The sequence below is a fragment of the Streptomyces sp. NBC_00019 genome, from assembly GCF_045041015.1.
Classification (GTDB): Bacteria; Actinomycetota; Actinomycetes; order Streptomycetales; family Streptomycetaceae; genus Streptomyces.
Map to the genome: position 1 here is coordinate 9,336,906 of NZ_CP108302.1, position 18,662 is coordinate 9,355,567.

Sequence of the window (18,662 nt, forward strand, 5' to 3'; positions counted from 1 at the left end):
CACGGTCCGGCCCTCCGGCGGGAGGGTCGGACCGTTCGTGCGTCCCGGCACGACGACGAACGCCGGCGCCTACCCCCTCGGCCTCCTCCCATGCCCCCACAGTCGAAGCGCGCGGCGGCGTACGGGCTCCGGGTGTGCGCCCCCGCGCACCCTGTTGGCCGGTTCATCGCGCCCGGGAAAGGTGCCGGGCGCGAACAATGGGGCACGCGCTCCTCACCCCATGGAACCGGCGAACGGTGAATCGAAGGGACGGGCAGTTGATCCGGGTTCTTCTGGTGCACGACGAGTGTCTGGTCAGATCGGTACTGGCGGAGTGGCTGCGCCGGGAGCCGGACCTCGGGGTGTTCGACGCCCCGTGGCGCAGCGCACCGAGCCGACTGCGAACCGTCGCGCCGGACGTCTGCGCGGCCGACCTGGAGTGCTCGGACACCTACGGCATCCCCCCACTGCGCGACCTGGGCGCGCGCCACCCCGACGCGCCGCCGCCCCACCTCCTGGTCCTGGCCAGCGCCAACCGGCCGGGGCTCCTGAAACGCGCGGCCGAGGCTGGAGCGCTCGGCTATGTCGACAAGGAGGGCCCACCGGAACACCTGGTGCGCGGCATCCGGCGCGTTGCCGAAGGGAAACGTTTCATCGACGACTCGCTGGGCTTCGGCTTCCTCAGGGCCGCCGAAATGCCGCTGACCAGACGCGAGTTGAGCGTCTTAGTCCTGGCCGCCGAGGGCGCCTCCGTCGCGGAGATCGCGGGGAGCCTGCATCTGTCCCACGGGACGGTGCGCAACTACATGGCGGCCATCACCCGCAAGACCGGGGCCCGCAACCGCGTCGACGCGATCCGGATCTCGCAGGGCGAGGGCTGGCTCTGACGGCACGGGCGTCCAACTGCCGACGAGATCCCGGTAGAGCGCCGAGCACCGCATGAGCTCGTCATGCGTCCCGTACGCCGTCTCCCGGCCGTCCATGACCAGGACCCGGTGGGCACGACGGGCCGAGCTCATGCGGTGCGCCACGACCACCAGGGTGCCGCCGGGCCGCTCGGCGAAGGCCCGCTCCGCACGCTCCTCGGCCTCCGGGTCCAGATGGCACGTCGCCTCGTCGAGCAGGACGAGCGGGGCGTACGACAGATAGGCGCGGGTCAGCGCCACGAGTTGCCGCTCGCCCGCGGAGAGCGCGGCCGGATCGACCGTCGCCCGCGGTCCGCCGAGCGTTTCGAGCAGCGGCAGGAGTCCCACCGCCCCAGCCGCGGCGAGCAGTTCGGCCTCGGGCACGGGGTCCGGCCGCAGGTGCCCGAGATTCTCGGCGAGGGTGCCGGTGTGGACGTACGCCTGCTGCGGGATGAGCACCCGGCACGCGGCGGCCTCCGCCCCGGGCACGGGGTGCCCGCACACCAGGACCGACCCCTTTCCGGGCTCCAGCAGCCCGGCGACCAGCGCGGTGAGCGTGGACTTCCCTATGCCGCTCGGGCCTACGACGGCGAGGTGGGCGCCGGGTACGAGGGTGAGGTGGAGGTCCTGGACGACGGGGGCGGCGGCGGGGCCGTAGGCGAAGGTGAGGGAGGTGAGGGAGAGGGCGGGGGCGTCGGGCGGGTTGCCGGAGGGGTGGGGGAGCCGGACGGGCAGCGCGCCGTTGGTCCGCGGCGGCCCCTCGGACGGCTCGCCCGCGGACTCGCGTGCACTCCCCGCCGTCGCACCGGACTCCCGCGTGCTGCTGCGGACCAGCCGCCGCACCACGACCACCAGCCGCGACCCGCTCGTGCCCAGGCCGTGCACCAGGTTGCTCAGGGCGGGCAGCAGGGACTGGGTGACATAGGCGAGGGCGCCGACCAGGGCGCCCGTGGTGACGCCGTTGCGGAGCAGCCAGGGCGCGGTGGCGAGCAGCAGCACGATCGGCAACTGGCCGCCGATCGCGAGGGACGCCACACGCAGCACGCTCCGGCGGGCCAGCGAACTCGCGGCCCGCAGCTCGGCGTCGACCCGGTCCCCGGTGCCGTCGGCGACCTGCTCCTCCGCACCGGCCGCCGTGATGTCCCGCAGCCCCGGGCAGACGGCACCGAGCCGCTCGGCCAACGCCTCGTCGGCGACGAGGAACGCCTCCTGACGCCGGGCCAGTGGCCGCAGCGTCGCCGCGAACAGTGCCACCCCGGCGAGGAGCGGGAACCCGACCACCACAAGGAGCAACGGGGCGAGCGAGAACAAGCCGAAAAGGGCGCCGACCGCGGTGAACACGAACGAACGCGACACCATCACCAGACCGGCGAACGTGTCCCGCGCGATCTCGGCCTGCTGGGTGAGCCCGGACAGCGCCCCGGCATCCCCCTCCCGGACCCCGCGCGCGACGACCCGCGCCACCAGCCGGTCCCTGAGCGGTTCGACGAGCGCGGCGACCGCGGCGTACACCCGCACCGTGCCGTACGCCCCGACGAGGACACCGAGCCCGGCCACCCCCAGCCACACGAGTCCCGTGCCCGCCCGCCCCGCCAGGAACCCCTCGTCCAGGGCGCGGGCGGGCGCGTACCCGGTGAGGAAGGTCTGTCCGGTCTCCAGCACGGACCAGGCCCCGAGCCGCAGCACGACCCGCCACCGCTCCCTCAGGAAACGCAGACCGGGACGCAGAACCTTCTCCGCCGGCTCCGCTCCGGCGCCCCCGGCCGTCACGCCCCCTCCCCGCCCGCGAACACCGCCCGGTACCCCGGCATCGTCCACAACTCCTCATGCGGTCCGACCGCCCGAACCCGCCCCTCGTCCAGCCAGGCCACCGCGTCCGCGCGGGCCGCCGTCGACGCTCGGTGGGCGATCAGCAGCCGGGTGCCGTCCGTGCCGGCGCCCACCAGGGACTCGGTGATCCGGGCCTCCGTCACCGTGTCGAGGCTGGACAGGGCGTCGTCGAGGACGAGGAGCCGGCCGCCGTGTGCGAACGCCCGGGCGAGACCCAGACGTTGGGACTCGCCGCCGGAGCGCGGGGCGTCGGCGCAGCGGGTGGCGTAGCCGGAGGGGAGCCGGCTCACGAAGTCGTCCGCGTGGGCCGCGCGGGCCGCTTCCCGGATCCGGGCGGGGGAGGGGGAGGTGAGGCCGAGGCCGATCTCCTGCGCCAGCGTGCCGCCCAGCAGGGCGGGTCGTTCGAAGGCGTGGCCGATCGCCCGGCGCAGCTCGTCACGGGTCAGCTCCCGCAGCGGCACCCCGTCGAGCAGGATCTCCCCGGCGTCCGGGTCGGCGAGGCGTCCGGCGAGCGCCGCCAGCAGTGACTTGCCCGCGCCGGACCGGCCGACCACGGCCAGGGTCGTCCCACCGGGCACGACGAGGTCCACTCCGTCGAGCACGGCCCGTCCGCCGCGCCGGGCCGTGACACCGCGCAACTCCAACCGGCCGGGGCCGGAGGGCAGTTGGCGCTCGCCGTGCACAGTGGCGGGCTCCGCGAGCACCTCGGTGAGCCGTCCGGCGGCGGCCCGGGCGCGGGCCAGGCCCGCGAGCTGTCCCACCAGGACACCGACGCCGGTCGCGAGCACCGCGTAGCGCGAGGCCGCGAGCACCTCGCCCACCGTCAGCCGGTGCCGGGCGAGCAGCACTCCGGCCACCGCGACGACGCCGAGCTGGAGCAGCGGTGCCACGGCGACGGACTGGCCGGCCGCCCGGCCCTGCACCCGCCACATGCGATGCCCGGCGGAGGAGAGTTCGGGCAGCGGTCGCAGGATCCGTGCCGTCTCGCGGTCCGCCGTCCCGGCCGCCGCGATCGTGCGGTGTCCGCCGACGGCCTCGGAGAGCGCCGCCGCGATCCGCCCCTGCGCCTCCTGGTAGCGCGTCACGCATTCCCGGGTGTCGCGGGCGAAGGCGCGCAGCAGCAGCGCCAGGACCGGTGCTCCGGCCAGCCACACGGCCGCGAGCCACGGATCGATCAGAGCGAGGGCCACCAGACCGCCGACCGGTCCGGCCAGCGCGGAGAGCAGGGCGGCGCGGGAGGTCGGCGCGGTGCCGGCCTGCGCGGAGTTGCCGACGAGCCGGGCGACGAGATCACCGGGCCCGAAACGGGCGGCGGCGCGCGGGCCGACGGCCAGGACATGACCGGTGAGGCGCCGGCGCAGCCAGGCGGTGGTGCGGGCGTCGACCGTGCCGCCGAGCACGGTCTCGCAGGCGTCGAGGAGAGCGATCAGCAGGACGAGTGCGGCGCAGTACAGCACCCAGCGGGTCGCCGGGTCGTGCGCGAGGAGCAGGTCCAGGGTGCGGCCCAGCGCGGCGGGCAGCAGCAGAGCGGCGCCGGTCGCCGCCGTGCTCGCCAGGCACAGGGCCAGCCAGCGGGCGGGGGCCGGACCGAGCGGCCCGTGCAGCGTGCCGACGTTCTCAGCCATGTCACCCCTCGATGTGCGGGACTCCGGGCGGCCTCTCCCTCGCGGGAGCGGGCCGCCCGGAGTCTAGGTACGCAGGGTGCTCGTCAGAGACAGAGCGTGATGCTCGCGGCGCTGACGCAGGACAGCAGGCTGAGGGTGCTGTTGCCGCCGCCGGTGAGCTCGTCGGACTCCATCGTCTGCAGGTCGAGAAGTGCCATGTCGTTTCCTTCCATCGGTGTCGTCCACCCGTGGGGACGGGGTTGGGTCACGGCTCCGTCAGTTCGCGGGACCGTGCTGTGGGGGCCGCCCGAGCGGCGGCAGGAACGGCAGGCGGGCATGCGTGCCGCTGTCTAGGGCCGCGCCGAGCGCGAGCAGGCACCCTGCCGTTCCGGTGCCCAGGTCCATCGACAGCCGCATCATCTGGTGTCCGGGGAAGGCCAGTTGGCCCTGGTAGTCCATCGCGAACCAGCCGAGCCCGGCGATCTGCTCGGCGAGCCGTGCGTCGCCGGTGCGGGCGAGGTGCAGGATCAGTCCGGCACGGCCCTGGAAGAGGCCGGGCTGCACATAGAAGCGACAGGTGGCGGCCGTCAGGATGCCGTCCCGGGCGTGTACGAACTCCTCGCCGGGGTCGTCGACCTGGGCGAGGTAGTCGTCCAGGACCATCCCGATGCCCGCACTGCCGTCGCCGAGATACGGCAGCGTGCGCCAGCCCTCGTCGACCTCCATCGCACCGCCCTCGCGGGTCGCGCAGCACTCCAGGTCACGCCGCAGCGCCACCTCGGCAGCCGCCAACAACCGCTGCTCACCGGTGCGTTCGTACTGCCGCAGCAGGAACAGCGCGGCCCCGCTCGCACCCCGCAGCAGCCCGGCCCGTCGCCGCCGCGGCGTGTCCGGGACCGGCTCCGCGAGACGTCGTACGAGGATGTCGGCGGCCTCCGCGGCCCGGTCCCGCAGCTCCGGTTCGCCGGTCGTGCGGGCCAAGTCGCCGAGCGCCAGGCCGAGTCCGGCCAGCCCGCCGTGCAGGTCGGAGGAGAGGTTCTGCCAGCGCTCGGCGAGGATCGACGCGACCAGGTCGAGAGCGCGCTGCCGGTGACCGAGACGTTCCAGGACGTGGGCGACGCCCGCGAGACCGTCGTACAGCCCCAGCGGGGTGCCCCTCGGCGGTGGCGCGGTGCGGGCCAGGAGCCAGCGTTCGCCCTCCTCGTACCGGTCGGCGCCGATCGCGTCCAGCGCGTACAGCACCCCGGCCGCACCGTGTGCGAGGCCCAGGCCGCCGCCGTCGGAGAACTGCGCGATGTCGCCGGGGAAGAGCCGGTCCTCGCGTTCCGGGGTGGCCGAGGCGAGGATCGCCTTGACCATCGAGTCGCGGCTGAACGGCCAGTCGCCGGGCTCCACGTAGGACGGTGCGCGCACCGGTGTCTCCCGGGTGATCTCCGCGACCGCCTCGTCGAGGAACTCGCGCGGCACGTCCGGGAACTGACGGGAGATCACCTCCGCCAGATGGGCCGCCTTGCCCCGGTCGACCACGAACAGCGTGGTGACCGGCAGGAACAGGGCGAGCCGGAGACAGGCCAGCGCGTACCGGTCGACGTCGATGCCGGTACGGTCCGGCGGAGCGAAGAACCCGGGATGGGCGACCACCTGGCGGCCGTTCTCGCTGACGGGCGCGGCCGCCTCGAAGTCGAGCAGGGACACCGACTCCTCGTCCGGGCCGACCATGATGTTGAAGACGTGCAGGTCGTTGAAGACGATCCCGCGCGCGTGCACCGCCGCCACCGCCCGCTCCACGGCCCCGTGGATGCGCACCGCCCACGCCGTGTAGTCCGCCACGGCCTTCGGATCCGGATCCGGGGTGAGCAGCGGGTGCCGCTCCGCGAAGAACGAGTTGAGCGGGCGTCCTTCCAGGAAGTCCATGACGAGGAACCGGTGGTCGCCGAGCGTGAACCAGTCCCGTACCTCCGGCACCACACCTGTCCCCGCCACCTGTTCCAGGGCGTACTTCTCCCGCTCCAGCCGCGAGATCGCGTCCGCCCCGTCCGCCGCCAGCCCCGCGTGCGGCCGCCCCTCCTTGAGGACGACCTTGCTGCCGTCACGGGTGTCGGTACCCGAGTACACCCCGCCGCCGTTCGAGAAGTGCAGCGCCTTCTCGATCCGGTACGGCAGGTCGCCCACCGTCGTCGTGTTCCGCGCCGCCAGATGCGGCTCCAGGAACGCCGGCAGCGTCACCCACTCGGGCACCTGGAAGGACGGCGCCCGACGGTCGGGAATCAGCTTCCCCGCGCCGTCCCGCACCGCCGGCACCAGCGAGCCCCGCTCGTCGACCACGAAAGTGCGGGCGAACGCGCCGTAGCGGACATAGAGCGGACCGTCGTACCAGCGCAGATCGGTGAGGATATAGGGCCCCTCGCAGCCTTCGAGGAGCTTGCCCAGCTCACGCAGGACGGTGTGCAGCTGCTCCTCGTCGGCCGGGTAGATCGTGACGAACTTGCCGCTGGTGTCGCGGCCGGCGTACTTGGTGTTGCGCAGGTGCAGCAGATGCGGTCCCGGCACGAACTTGAACGCGATGCGCCGCGGTACGCAGTAGTCCCACACGATCGCCGCGATCCGCTCGGCGTTCGCCCGGGTGGCCGAGGCGTGGATCTTCCAGCCCTGGGCCGGCCCCGGCGCGAGGGCGCCGTCCGGGCCGAGCGGTGTCAGGGCCAGCCAGTCGCCGATCCGCGACGCGTCCCAGCCGCCGGGCACCTCGCGCCGCGCCGTCCCGTACTGGGGCGCCGCCTCGGTCACCCCCGCGGACAGCCGGTCCGGCGTCTCGTAGAAGTGCCGGTCGGCGAGCGCGTACACCTCGTACCGCTTGTCCATGCGACCCCCTCCGTGGCCCGGCATCGAGCTTCCTGCGGGGACGGCGGGCACGGACAGTCATGCCTGTCACGAGCTCACCGTGCGGAACGCATGCGTCAAGACTTGTTCGGTGACTTTCGAGCGTGACCACCGCGGAGCCACCCCAGACACTCCACGGAACGGTCACAGGGGCTGCGCGGGTGTCTCATAAGCGCTGTAATGGCGGACGTGGTCAGTGAGGGCGCTGCGGGACGCAGAACGGGAACGCCCCGTGCCGAAATCGCCCTCAAAGCGGTCACGGCCGATCCGGGCTCGCCCGAGCGGCTGCGGCGTGTCCTGGAGCAGGTGCTCGTCTTCGCCAGGGCCTCCTTCGCCGCCGTGTACACGCCGAGCCAGGACGGCGAGCTGCTGTGCCTGGCGGAGTCGGTCGGAGTGCCGCGGACCCTGTACGGCGTGCGCGACGGCTATCCCGCCTCCGGACGGTCCCCGGTCGCCGACGTCCACCGCACCGGCAAGGCCGCCTGGCTCGGCCCCGAGGAGCTCGCCGAGGCCGCCGAGTCGCGGCGCGCCCCGGCGGGGGACTTCTGCCTCGCGGCCCTGCCCGCCCGCGGGGGCGGCGGCGGAGGCTGTCTGGTCGCGGTGAGCGAGCGCCCCGACGGCTTCGACGCCGACGACCGCGCATGCCTGGAACTCATCGCCGACGCCGTGGCCTACTCCGCTCCGGCCCGGCCCGCCGAGGGCGAGGAGCTGCCCGCCAACGCGTTCACCCTCGCCATGGACACCGGGCGCGTCGAGGTCGGCGTCGACATCCTGGAACTGTTCCGCATGGGCCGCGAGGACTTCGACGGCCGTGTCGAGACCCTGCTGGCGCTGACCGTGCCCGAGGACCTGCCGTCCCTGATGTCGGTCGTCGAGGCCGACCACATGTCCATCGGCGACCGGGAGCTGGAGTTCCGGGTCCTCCAGCCCACCGGCCCACCCAAGTGGCTCAGACTGCGCGGCCGCCTCCTGCCGGGCGGCGAGGGCCGGCCCGCCCGTCTGGTGGGCACCGTCGCCGACGCCTCCACGCTGCGTTCCGACGTCACCGACGTGGCCCGCGTCCAGCGCCTGGCCGCCGCCCTGGCCGCTGCCGGCACCGTCCGTGACGTCAGCCAGGCCGTGGTCGCCGCCCTGCGCAAGCCGCTCCAGGCCGACCGCATCGCGCTCGCCGAGCTGGAGGGCGACCGGCTCATCGTCACCGTCCTCGACCCGCCCGAGGCGGAGTCCTGGCCCGAGCTGTGGCGCCTGGAGTGGCGCACCGAGTGGCCCGACGCGCCCGTACGCGCCATGCCCACCCTCGCCGCGGCCCTGAGCGAGGGCCGCGCCCACATCTGGCCCGCCGGCACCGCCCTGGAGCCCGCCCTCGCCGAGGTCGGCCCCGGCGGCCTCGCCGTGCTGCCGCTGCCCGGCGGGGGCCGCATGGTCGGGGCCTGTCTGATCGGCTGGGACACCCCGCACGACTTCGGCCCCGACGAACGCGCCCTGCTGACCGCCTCCGCCGGCCTCGCGGGTCAGGCACTGATGCGCGCCCACGCCTTCGACGCCGAACACGAACTCGTCGGCATGCTCCAACGCCAGCTGCTGCCGCGCCGTCTGCCCAAGCTGCCCGGCGCGGTCGCCGTCGCCCGCTATCTGCCCAGCACCGCGGGGCTGGAGCTGGGCGGCGACTGGTACGACGTGATCCCGCTGCCCGACAACCACGTCGCCCTCGTCATCGGCGACGTCCAGGGCCACAGCGCGGCCGCCGCCACCCTGATGGGCCAGATGCGCACCGCCCTGCGCGCCTACGCCGTCGAGGGACACCCCCCGGACGTCGTCGTCTCCCACGCCAACCGGCTCCTCATGGACATGGAGACCGACCTCTTCGCCACCTGCTGCTATGTCGACGTCGACATGGAGGAGGGCTCCGCCTGGTGCGTGCGTGCCGGACACCTGCCGCCGGTGCTGCGTCACCCGGACGGCGGTACCGAGATCGCCGAGGCCGACGGCGGCCCGCCCCTCGGTGTGGTCATGCAGGCGGACTTCCCGATGACCCCGCTCAGACTCCAGCCCGGCACCCTGATCGCCCTGACCACCGACGGCCTCGTGGAGTCCGTCGACTCCGACATCGACGAGGGCATGGACCGCTTCGCCCAGGGGCTGTCCGTCTCCGACCCCGCCCACCTGGGCCTTGTCGCCGACGCCCTGCTCGGCAACGCCCGCCGCAGCGACGACGTCGCCCTGCTCCTCATGCGCTACGACGGCATGGCCACCCGTCCGCAGCGCGAGAGCTGGACGGTGTGGCGCGTCCCCCAGGCCGTCGGACACGCCCGCCGCTTCACCCGGCGCACGATGCGCACGTGGGGCGTGTCCGGCGACGCCCTGGACACCGTGCTGCTCGTCGTGTCCGAACTCGTCACCAACGCCCTCGTGCACACCGACGGCCGGGTCCGCCTCGAGCTCACCCTCGTCAACCACCGGCTGCGCGTCGCCGTCGCCGACTCCTCGCCGCGCACCCCCGCGAGGGCGACCCGCATCGGCTGGGAGGCCACCGGCGGGCGCGGCATCCTCCTTGTCGAGGCCATGTCGGACGCCTGGGGGACGCTGCCGGTCAGCGGGGGCAAGCAGGTGTGGAGCGAGATCTCACTGGAGCAGTGAGTGCCGAGCAGCGCCGACGGGGTACCCGGTGCCCCGACAACACCGTGCATCCGTGCAGCAGAAGGAAGATGAACCGCCGTGACCGCGCACATTCTCGAGAAACCCGTCACCCGCCGGCCCGAGACGGGCTGGGCCAGGGCCCGTCGGCTGCGAGGCCGGGCCGGCGTGCGGACCTGGGTGCCGGCCGTCGTGGATTCCGAGGGCACGTACGGCGTGTGCCCGGCCACGGAGGGCAACATCGTCAGGGGTGAGGACTGACCCCTGGGCCTGACCACTCTTACGAGTGCACTGGGAACTGATCGAACACATGGCGAGTTGATCGAATACACCCGTGTCACCACGGGCTTTCGTAACATGCAAGCCATATCGCGAACGGTCCGTTACCGGCGAACCAGACTAAGGTGAACCAAATGAAGGCTCTTGTCCTGTCTGGTGGCGCCGGTACGCGATTGCGACCGATCACCCACACATCGGCCAAGCAACTCGTTCCCGTGGCCAACAAACCCGTCCTCTTCTACGGCCTGGAGTCCATCGCGGCCGCCGGGATCACCGAAGTCGGGGTGATCGTCGGTGACACCGCCGCCGAGATCGAGGAAGCCGTCGGAGACGGCTCGAAGTTCGGCCTGGAGATCACCTACATCCCCCAGGACCGCCCGCTCGGACTGGCCCACGCGGTGCTGATCGCACGGGACTTCCTCGGTGACGACGACTTCGTGATGTACCTCGGTGACAACTTCATCGTCGGCGGCATCTCCGAACTGGTCGACGAGTTCCGCGTCAACCGGCCCGCCGCCCAGATCCTCCTCACCCATGTGCCCGACCCGCGCTCCTTCGGCGTCGCCGAACTGGACTCCGAGGGCCAGGTGATCGGCCTGGAGGAGAAACCCGAATCCCCCAAGAGCGACCTCGCCCTGGTCGGCGTCTACCTCTTCACGTCCGTGATCCACGAGGCGGTCCGCGCCATCGAGCCCTCCTGGCGCGGCGAGTTGGAGATCACCCACGCCATCCAGCACCTCATCGACCTCCACGCCGACGTCCACTCCACGGTCATCAAGGGCTACTGGAAGGACACCGGCAACGTCGTCGACATGCTGGAGGTGAACCGGACGGTTCTGGAGACCATCGAGCACCGCGTCGACGGCGAGGTCGACGAACGGTCCGAGCTCGTCGGCCGGGTGGTCGTCGAGGAGGGCGCGCGGGTCACCGGCTCCCGTGTCGTCGGACCCGTGATCATCGGCGCCGGGACGGTCGTCAGCGACTCCTACGTGGGCCCCTTCACCTCCGTCTCCGAGAACTGCCGGATCCAGGACAGTGAGTTGGAGTTCTCGATCGTGTTGCGGGACTCCTCGATCCAGGGCGTCGGGCGTATAGAGTCCTCCCTCATCGGCCGTCATGTCGAGGTGACCCCGACGGTCGGTATGCCCACTGTCCACCGCCTCGTGCTCGGAGACCACAGCAAGGTGCAGATCCATTCATGAATCTCCTCGTCACCGGCGCCGCCGGCTTCATCGGCTCCCAGTACGTGCGCAGACTCCTCGCCTCGGAGACCCCCGACGCGCCTCGGATCACCGTGCTGGACAAGCTCACCTACGCGGGCACCCTGGACAACCTCGAACTCGACCATCCCCGGCTGGAGTTCGTCCAGGGAGACATCCGCGACGCCGAGCTGGTCGACAAGCTCATGGCCGACGCGGACCAGGTCGTGCACTTCGCTGCGGAGTCCCATGTGGACCGTTCGATCGCCGGGGCGACCGACTTCGTGATGACCAACGTGGTCGGCACCCAGACCCTGCTGGACGCGGCCCTGCGGCACGGCACCGGCCCGTTCGTGCACGTCTCCACCGACGAGGTCTACGGCTCCATCGAGCACGGCTCCTGGCCCGAGAACCACCCGCTGCAGCCCAACTCGCCGTACTCGGCGTCCAAGGCCTCCTCCGACCTGCTCGCCCTGGCGTACCACCGCACCCACGGCATGGACGTCCGCGTCACCCGCTGCTCCAACAACTACGGGCACCACCAGTTCCCCGAGAAGGTCATCCCGCTCTTCATCACCAACCTCCTCGACGGCCTGAAGGTCCCCCTCTACGGCGACGGCCGCAACGTCCGCGACTGGCTGCACGTCGACGACCACTGCCAGGGCGTCGACCTGGTGCGCACCAAGGGCCGGGCCGGCGAGGTCTACAACATCGGCGGCGGCACCGAACTCAGCAACAAGGAACTGACCGGGCTGCTCCTCGAAGCGAGCGGCGCCGACTGGGACATGGTCGAGTACGTCGAGGACCGCAAGGGCCACGACCTGCGCTACTCCGTCGACTGGACCAAGATCCACACCGAGCTCGGCTACCAGCCGCGCCATGACTTCGCCACCGGCCTCGCCGAGACCGTCGCCTGGTACCGGGAGAACCGTTCCTGGTGGGAGCCGCTGAAGCGGCGCGTCGCCCAGGAGCACGTATGAGGTGGCTGGTCACCGGGGCCGGCGGGATGCTCGGCCGGGACACGGTCGACGAACTGACGCGCCGCGGCGAGCAGGTGACGGCCCTGGACCACGCGGGGCTCGACATCACCGACCCCGACGCCGTCGACACCGCCCTCGCCGGGCAGCGCCCCGACCTCGTGGTCAACTGCGCCGCGTACACCGCCGTCGACGACGCCGAGACCGACGAGAAGCAGGCGCTGCTGATCAACGGCGACGGGCCGCGGAACCTCGCCCGCGCCTGCGCGGCCCAGGGAGTGCGCCTGGTGCACGTCTCCACCGACTACGTCTTCGCCGGCGACGCCCGCAGCACCCCGTACCCCGAGGACCACCCGACCGCGCCGCGCACCGCCTACGGCCGCACCAAACTGGCCGGGGAGCAGGCCGTGCTGGAGGAGCTCCCCGAGTCCGGCGCCGTGCTGCGCACCGCCTGGCTCTACGGCGCCCACGGCCGCAACTTCGTCAGCACCATGATCGCACTGGAGGCCTCCCGCGACACCGTCGACGTCGTCGACGACCAGCGTGGGCAGCCCACGTGGAGCGCGGACGTGGCGACCCGCATCGCCGACCTCGGCCCCCGCATCGGCCAGGGGACGAGCGGTGTCTTCCACGCCACCAGCTCCGGCGAGACCACCTGGTACGGACTGGCCCGCGAGGTGTTCCGGCACCTCGGTGCCGACCCCGACCGGGTGCGGCCGGTCGGCAGTGCGGCCTACCCGAGGCCCGCGCCCCGCCCCGCGTACAGCGCGTTGGGTCATGCGCGCTGGGAGCAGGCCGGCCTCACCCCCATCCGAGACTGGCGGGAGGCGCTGGCAGCGGCCTTTCCGTCCCTGGCGTGACCATCACAGAGGGAGATTCCGGAGCATGTCGATCAAGTCGGCCGTGAAGAAGGCCGTCAAACCCGTCGTCGGTGAGCGTGGCTGGGAGACGCTGCGCAAGGTCAAGCAGCGGACGGTCGGCCCCCAGCCGAAGCCCAAGCCGAAGCCCAAGGCCCTCACGGGTGTCGCCGCGATCTCCGACGACCTGTGCAAACTGGCCGCGCACTTCAAGACCGACAAGTGGGGCGCCCACAAGTACGCGCAGCACTACCAGCGTTACCTCCAGCACCTGAAGAACAATGAGTTCAACCTCCTGGAGATCGGCATCGGCGGCTACGCCCGGGCCGGTCAGGGCGGTGCGTCGCTGCGGATGTGGAAGGCCTTCTTCCCCAACGCGCAGATCCACGGCGTCGACATCCAGGACAAGTCGTTCGTCGACGAGGACCGGATCACGACGTACATCGGCGACCAGTCCGACCCGGACTCGCTGCTGTCCATCGCCGGGAAGATCGGCAAGCTCGACGTCATCATCGACGACGGCAGCCACCGCAGCCCGCATGTCATCACCACGTTCAAGACCCTGTTCCCGCTGCTCGCCGACGGCGGCATCTACGTGGTCGAGGACACCCAGAGCTCCTACTGGCCCGAGTGGATGGGCAGCGAGGACCTCGACTCCCCGGACACCAGCATGGGCCTGCTCAAGCGGCTGACGGACGGGCTGAACTTCGAGGAGTTCGTGGACGAGGACTACAAGCCCACGTACACCGACCGCAACATCGTGGGCGTGCACTTCTTCCACAACCTCGTGATCATCGAGAAGGGCGTGAACGCGGAGGGCAGCAACAAGCGCCAGGCCCTCAAGGCCCGCTACGGCACCCCCGCCACCCCCAAGACGACGAAGACCCCGTAGGGCAGGGCCGTGCCCCTGGCACGGCAGCAGTGGACCCCGCCCTTCATCTTCGAAGGACGGGGTCCACTGCTGTCACGCTTCGGTGAAGCGCCGTCAGTCGCCGGACCGCCCGGCGCGCAGCCGCTCGTGGTAGGCGGAGCACTCCTCGTACGACGGAAGCAGCCCGGACCGCTCCGCCTCGGCCAGCGACGGCGCCTGTCCGTCCTTGTCCGACAGCACCGGCGCGATCCCCTCGGGCCAGGCGATGGCCAGCTGCGGGTCGAGCGGGTGCACCCCGTGCTCACGCCCCGGCGCGTATCCCGTCGAGCACAGATACACGACGGTGGCGTCGTCGGTCAGCGCCATGAACGCGTGCCCGAGCCCCTCCGCGAGGAACACGGCGTGCCGCGTGTCGTCGTCGAGCCGCACCGCCTCCCAGCTGCCGAAGGTGGGCGAGCCGACGCGGACGTCCACCACCACGTCCAGGACGGCGCCGCGCACGCAGGTGACGTACTTGGCCTGACCGGGCGGCACGTCCGCGAAGTGCACTCCGCGCAGCACGCCCCGCTTGGAGACCGAGCAGTTCGCCTGCGCCAGCGACAGGTCGTACCCGGTGGCCTCGCGGAACTCCTCGCCGCGGTACCACTCGTGGAAACTGCCCCGCTCGTCCGGGAAGACCTTGGGCTCCAGTACCCAGGCGCCCTCTATGCCCAGCGGTCGCACGCCGCTACCTCCTGCCGTTCTTGATCCGGGATGTGGCACCGCGCAGCACCCTGCCGAGCTTGCGGCGGACCCGGCGGGCCAGCCGCTCCATGCCACCGGGGTTGGGCGCGCGCACCGCGCGGACCGTCTCACCGGCGACGCGCAGGGCGAACGGCAGGACGAGGAAACGCGGTTCGGCCGCCTCCGGGACGGGACTCAGCGCGACCCGCCAGGTGGAGGCCCTGAGTTCGGCGAGGGGCAGCTCGGCCTCCAGCACCGATCCCGAGCCGTCCGCGGCGGGGGACAGGGTGCCGGGCACGTCCACGATGCTCGCGGAGCCGAGCCGCAGCACGACCTTGCGCTCACCGGACACATGAAGCGGCAGAGGCACCTGGATGTGGTCGTCGGAGACGGTGACGGTCCCGGGAGTGGCACAGTCCAGGCCGAGCCGTTCGGGCGCGCGGTCCACGGCGAGGGCGAGGTTGCGGTGGGGGTGGGTCCAGTACGGCAGGACCGTACGGCCGCCCACGACGGCGGCCTGCGGTGCGGGCCGGTCGTGTGCCGGGGCCGGGCCCAGCCGGCACTCCTTGGTCCAGCCGCCGAGGCGGACGCGGACGAAGGCGTCCCACAGTCCGCCGGCCGGGGGCACGCCGCCCGCCGCGACGGCCGGGTCGACCGTGGCCGTCACCCGCTGCACCAGCCGCACCCGCTCGCCGTCACCTTCCGGCACGGTCTCCCGGGTGACCCGCACCTGCTGGAAGTGCTGGGCGGAGCTGGCGCGCTCGCGCAGCAGCAGGTCGCCGGTCGCCGTATCGAAACGCGCGACGGAGTCGGCGGACACCCACGCGATGGCCTCGGCGGCGTCCAGCGGCGGACCGCCCGTCGCCGGGACGCCATGGGCGGGGAACACCATCGGCTCGCCGCCGGAAGTGAACTCGGTGCGCAGAGCGACCCGCAGCGTGCCGTCCTGCCACTCGACGCCCTCCGGGACCGCCCTGAGGGCGATGCCGGCCTCCCACTCGGCGAAGGCGACGACATCGGCGTAGCGGTCCGCGGCGATCAGCTCGGCCACGACGCGTTGTGTCGGCGGGAGCCCGGCCGCGACGCCGGGACCGAAGCGTTCGACGACGGTGGCGTGGATCTCCGTGAACAGAGCGCGGCGGTAGTCCTCGGGCATCGCCAGCAGGCGCTTGCCGCGCATCCGCTCGACCATCTCGTTGCGCAGCCAGCGGCGGAAGAGACGGTTCCGCAGGTCCCCCGGCTTGGTGTACGTCTCGACGACGTCGAGGGCTTCGCGCAGGTTCTTGAAGTATCCCGCCGGTTCGAACTGCTGGAAACCGGCGTTGGAGGCGTCGTCGCGGCGCACGTGGTAGTAGCACACGTAGTCGCTGAGCACGGAGACGTTGTCCGCGCGCAGATACGCCTCGGCGATGAAGACGTGGTCCTCGAGGCGCCGCCGGCCCTCGGGGAAGCGCAGTCCGATGTCGTCGAGGAAGGCCCGGCGGAACATCTTGTGCGGGGTGAGGCTGTCGATGAGCGGAGCGTTCTCGACCGACGCGCGCGGGTGGTTGCGGCGGAACAGCTCGACGGGGACGGGACGCCCCTTGCCGGCCATCTTCCCCACGATCACATCGGCGCCGTTGGCCACGCCGTAGTCGTACATCCGCTCGAGGGCCTCGTCGCCGAGGTAGTCGTCGTTGTCGACGAACATCACGTACTCGCCCTGGGACGCCGCGATCCCCACATTGCGGGGCTTGCCCGACCACCCGGAGTTCTCCTGGTGGATGACGTGTACGCGGGAATCCTCGGCAGCGAGCTCATCGAGCCGGGCTGGTGTTCCGTCGGTGGAACCGTCGTCCACGAAGACCATTTCGAACTCGTCGGGAGGCAGCGACTGCCTCTTCAGAGATGCGATGCAGTCCTCGATGTAAACCCCGGGGTTGTACACGGGGACGACGACGCTGACCTTGACCGGCATGAGGCTCGGTCCCCCTTGGGTCGCTTGTCGTTTCTGTCATGGTGCGGTGCTTGTGGCCAGATGCTAACCCGACGACACCACGGTTCTCGCTTCGGCCACCGCCTAGATCGCATACCGATCAGGTGAACGTTGACGATCTCCCGCCGATAGTCTGACCGCGTGCGTCTGCTCCTCATGTCCGACACTCATCTGCCGAAGCGGGCGAAGGTGCTGCCGGCCCCGCTGCTGGCCGAACTCCCGCGCGCCGATGTGGTGTTGCACGCCGGGGACTGGGTCGACACCGCGACCCTCGACCTGCTGGAGCGCCTCAGCGGGCGTCTGGTCGGTGTGTACGGCAACAACGACGGACCGCAGCTGCGCGCCCGGCTGCCGGAGGTCGCATACGCCGAACTCGGCGGTCTGCGCTGGGGAGTGGTCCACGAGACCGGTCCCGCCCAGGGCCGCGAGGCACGCTGTGCCGCGCGGTACCCCGACCTCGACGTGCTGGTCTTCGGTCACAGTCACATCCCCTGGGACACCACCGCCCCTACCGGCCTGCGCCTGCTCAACCCGGGCTCCCCGACGGACCGCCGCCGTCAGCCGCACTGCACGTACATGACGGCGACCGTCGACGACGGCCGGCTCACGGACGTACGACTGCACGAGCTGCCGCCGCGGGCGGCCTGAGGAGACAAGATCCGGGCCGCTCCGTGTTCGCGGAAGCGGCCCGGGCGCTGCGAGTGTGCGCTGTCACGGACCTCCTTCCGACAGAGGTGCCCAAGAGGGAGTGCGCCCCTCTTCCGTTGTGCGGCGGTTACCCGTCGGCTCCGGCCTCAACCCCCTGATTCGTTGGACGTCGGTGGCGTCGCCCCGCTGAGATGGACGGCGTGCTGATCGGCACCACGCTCGTACGCCGTCTGCTCACCACCCAGTTCCCGCAATGGGCGGACCTCCCCCTCGCCCCGGTTCAGCAGTCCGGCATGGACAACGCGACCTTCCGACTCGGCGACGACCTGTCCGTACGGCTGCCCCGGTACGCCCTCGACCTCGCCGGGTTCGTCAACGCTCTCCGGGACATCGACCCGACGGGCGGACCCGGCCCCGAGCAGAGCAACGCCTTCCGGGGTGTGGGGGACGACTTCGGGACACTGGCCGTCGCCGACCCGGCGGTCGACCTGCTGCCCGCCTACAACTTCCTGCCGCCGCGGGCCCGGGACGCCTTCCGCGAGGCGGTCGGCGCCGATACGCCACATGGGCCCGGGCGCGTGGCTGGGCCGTCGCGGGGTCGCTCCCGGTGCCCGACGACCCCTGCTTCCAACAGGACCCGGCCCGCGTCACCAGGGCCCTCGGCCATCTGGAGCAGGTGATCGCGGACCACCGCCGGGGCTAGGCCCTAGCGGCGCCGCCACTGCCGCAGCACCACCACCAGCGCGACGACCACGGCGGCGGCGACCGCCGCGCGCTTGGCGACCGGCACCCCGGCCGTACGGAACAGGTCCAGTGGTTCGTCCGCCACCGGCGGTGGTGTCTCCTGCGGGTTGTCGCCCAGTTGCTCGGCGAGGTTCTGTGCGAACCGGCCGATGATGCGGTCGCCCACCTCCGCCATCACCCCGCGTCCGAACTGGGCCGGACGCCCGGTGACCGTCAGATCGGTGCGTACCGACACGGCCGTACCGTCGTCCTGTTCCGTGAGCGTGCCGGTGACGGTGGCGCGGGCGGTGCCCTGGCCACGGGTCTCGCGGCCGCTCGCGATGAGGACGATGCGGTGGGCGTCCTCGTCCTGCTCCTCGAAGACGGCGGTGCCCTTGTACGTCACCGTGATCGGGCCGACCTTGACCTTCACCGAGCCGTTCACCGTCTTGCCGTCGTAGTCCTCCACGGTCGCCCCCGGCATGCACGGCGCGACGCGCTCGATGTCCAGGAGCGCCCGCCAGGCGTCGTCGACCGGGACGGGCACGGTGAATTCGTGGTGCAGTTCCATGACTTCCTCC

15 protein-coding genes and 1 pseudogene are annotated in these 18,662 nt (G+C 72.0%); 9 read left to right on the forward strand and 7 right to left on the reverse strand.

Features of this window, described 5'->3' with window-relative positions; all coding sequences use genetic code 11:
* Positions 1–197: 197 nt before the first annotated feature.
* A pseudogene (locus tag OHU89_RS43330) lies at positions 198–782 on the forward strand (LuxR C-terminal-related transcriptional regulator); the annotation flags it as partial.
* Here OHU89_RS43330 and OHU89_RS43335 read toward each other — a convergent pair.
* The 4 genes from OHU89_RS43335 to lanKC all read right to left on the reverse strand — a co-directional run bounded on the left by OHU89_RS43335 (position 705) and on the right by lanKC (position 7,177).
* The gene (locus OHU89_RS43335; protein WP_405650841.1) at positions 705–2,654 is read right to left on the reverse strand and encodes an ATP-binding cassette domain-containing protein; all 1,950 of its coding nucleotides are present in this window, start codon (positions 2,652–2,654) and stop codon (positions 705–707) included. The pseudogene OHU89_RS43330 and the gene OHU89_RS43335 sit on opposite strands and share 78 nt — an antisense overlap.
* On the reverse strand, positions 2,651–4,339 hold the full coding sequence (locus tag OHU89_RS43340; protein WP_405650843.1) for an ABC transporter ATP-binding protein: 1,689 nt from the start codon (positions 4,337–4,339) through the stop codon (positions 2,651–2,653). The genes OHU89_RS43335 and OHU89_RS43340 overlap by 4 nt, the downstream gene beginning before the upstream one ends.
* Before the next feature lie 83 nt (positions 4,340–4,422).
* Complete coding sequence (locus OHU89_RS43345; protein WP_266819479.1) at positions 4,423–4,536, reverse strand: SapB/AmfS family lanthipeptide; 114 nt, start codon at positions 4,534–4,536, stop codon at positions 4,423–4,425.
* A gap of 58 nt (positions 4,537–4,594) precedes the next feature.
* A complete protein-coding gene (gene lanKC / locus OHU89_RS43350; RefSeq protein WP_405650845.1) occupies positions 4,595–7,177 on the reverse strand; it encodes a class III lanthionine synthetase LanKC in 2,583 nt (860 codons plus the stop codon).
* Between the two features lie 198 nt (positions 7,178–7,375).
* Here lanKC and OHU89_RS43355 point away from each other — a divergent pair, with 198 nt between their 5' ends.
* From OHU89_RS43355 to OHU89_RS43380, 6 genes are all read left to right on the forward strand, one after another.
* Positions 7,376–9,832: a SpoIIE family protein phosphatase gene (locus tag OHU89_RS43355; RefSeq protein ID WP_405650847.1), complete on the forward strand. Its 2,457-nt coding sequence runs from the start codon at positions 7,376–7,378 to the stop codon at positions 9,830–9,832.
* Positions 9,833–9,910: 78 nt separating this feature from the next.
* Positions 9,911–10,090: a hypothetical protein gene (locus tag OHU89_RS43360; RefSeq protein WP_405650849.1), complete on the forward strand. Its 180-nt coding sequence runs from the start codon at positions 9,911–9,913 to the stop codon at positions 10,088–10,090.
* A 152-nt stretch (positions 10,091–10,242) separates the two neighbouring features.
* On the forward strand, positions 10,243–11,310 hold the full coding sequence (locus OHU89_RS43365) for a glucose-1-phosphate thymidylyltransferase (protein WP_405650851.1): 1,068 nt from the start codon (positions 10,243–10,245) through the stop codon (positions 11,308–11,310).
* Positions 11,307–12,287, forward strand: coding sequence for a dTDP-glucose 4,6-dehydratase (gene rfbB, locus OHU89_RS43370; RefSeq protein ID WP_388638330.1), 981 nt, complete (start codon positions 11,307–11,309; stop codon positions 12,285–12,287). The genes OHU89_RS43365 and rfbB overlap by 4 nt, the downstream gene beginning before the upstream one ends.
* Entirely contained in the window at positions 12,284–13,144 is an 861-nt protein-coding gene (gene rfbD / locus OHU89_RS43375) for a dTDP-4-dehydrorhamnose reductase (protein WP_405650854.1), read from the forward strand. Before rfbB ends, rfbD begins: the two co-directional genes overlap by 4 nt.
* Before the next feature lie 25 nt (positions 13,145–13,169).
* The gene (locus OHU89_RS43380; protein ID WP_266884573.1) at positions 13,170–14,033 is read left to right on the forward strand and encodes a class I SAM-dependent methyltransferase; all 864 of its coding nucleotides are present in this window, start codon (positions 13,170–13,172) and stop codon (positions 14,031–14,033) included.
* Between the two features lie 93 nt (positions 14,034–14,126).
* Here the strand turns inward: OHU89_RS43380 and rfbC are convergent, their stop codons facing one another.
* The gene (rfbC, locus tag OHU89_RS43385) at positions 14,127–14,735 is read right to left on the reverse strand and encodes a dTDP-4-dehydrorhamnose 3,5-epimerase (protein WP_405650857.1); all 609 of its coding nucleotides are present in this window, start codon (positions 14,733–14,735) and stop codon (positions 14,127–14,129) included.
* Between the two features lie 4 nt (positions 14,736–14,739).
* Positions 14,740–16,692, reverse strand: coding sequence for a glycosyltransferase family 2 protein (locus OHU89_RS43390; protein ID WP_405650859.1), 1,953 nt, complete (start codon positions 16,690–16,692; stop codon positions 14,740–14,742).
* A gap of 159 nt (positions 16,693–16,851) precedes the next feature.
* On the opposite strand from OHU89_RS43390, the gene OHU89_RS43395 reads away from it, so the two are divergent.
* Together OHU89_RS43395 and OHU89_RS43400 are read left to right on the forward strand one after the other, a co-directional pair.
* Complete coding sequence (locus OHU89_RS43395; RefSeq protein WP_365412246.1) at positions 16,852–17,358, forward strand: metallophosphoesterase; 507 nt, start codon at positions 16,852–16,854, stop codon at positions 17,356–17,358.
* A 200-nt stretch (positions 17,359–17,558) separates the two neighbouring features.
* A complete protein-coding gene (locus OHU89_RS43400) occupies positions 17,559–18,038 on the forward strand; it encodes a hypothetical protein (protein WP_405650862.1) in 480 nt (159 codons plus the stop codon).
* A 26-nt stretch (positions 18,039–18,064) separates the two neighbouring features.
* Here OHU89_RS43400 and OHU89_RS43405 read toward each other — a convergent pair whose 3' ends face one another.
* A complete protein-coding gene (locus OHU89_RS43405; RefSeq protein WP_405650864.1) occupies positions 18,065–18,652 on the reverse strand; it encodes an SRPBCC family protein in 588 nt (195 codons plus the stop codon).
* Positions 18,653–18,662: the final 10 nt, after the last annotated feature.

What these genes read in the sequence shown, in the direction of transcription:
- OHU89_RS43340 (WP_405650843.1), bottom strand. Translation starts at nt 4,339, where the DNA reads ATGGCTGAGAACGTCGGCACGCTGCACGGGCCGCTCGGTCCGGCCCCC.
- OHU89_RS43345 (WP_266819479.1), bottom strand. Translation starts at nt 4,536, where the DNA reads ATGGCACTTCTCGACCTGCAGACGATGGAGTCCGACGAGCTCACCGGC.
- lanKC (WP_405650845.1), bottom strand. Translation starts at nt 7,177, where the DNA reads ATGGACAAGCGGTACGAGGTGTACGCGCTCGCCGACCGGCACTTCTAC.
- OHU89_RS43355 (WP_405650847.1), top strand. Translation starts at nt 7,376, where the DNA reads ATGGCGGACGTGGTCAGTGAGGGCGCTGCGGGACGCAGAACGGGAACG.
- OHU89_RS43365 (WP_405650851.1), top strand. Translation starts at nt 10,243, where the DNA reads ATGAAGGCTCTTGTCCTGTCTGGTGGCGCCGGTACGCGATTGCGACCG.
- rfbB (WP_388638330.1), top strand. Translation starts at nt 11,307, where the DNA reads ATGAATCTCCTCGTCACCGGCGCCGCCGGCTTCATCGGCTCCCAGTAC.
- rfbD (WP_405650854.1), top strand. Translation starts at nt 12,284, where the DNA reads ATGAGGTGGCTGGTCACCGGGGCCGGCGGGATGCTCGGCCGGGACACG.
- OHU89_RS43380 (WP_266884573.1), top strand. Translation starts at nt 13,170, where the DNA reads ATGTCGATCAAGTCGGCCGTGAAGAAGGCCGTCAAACCCGTCGTCGGT.
- OHU89_RS43390 (WP_405650859.1), bottom strand. Translation starts at nt 16,692, where the DNA reads ATGCCGGTCAAGGTCAGCGTCGTCGTCCCCGTGTACAACCCCGGGGTT.
- OHU89_RS43405 (WP_405650864.1), bottom strand. Translation starts at nt 18,652, where the DNA reads ATGGAACTGCACCACGAATTCACCGTGCCCGTCCCGGTCGACGACGCC.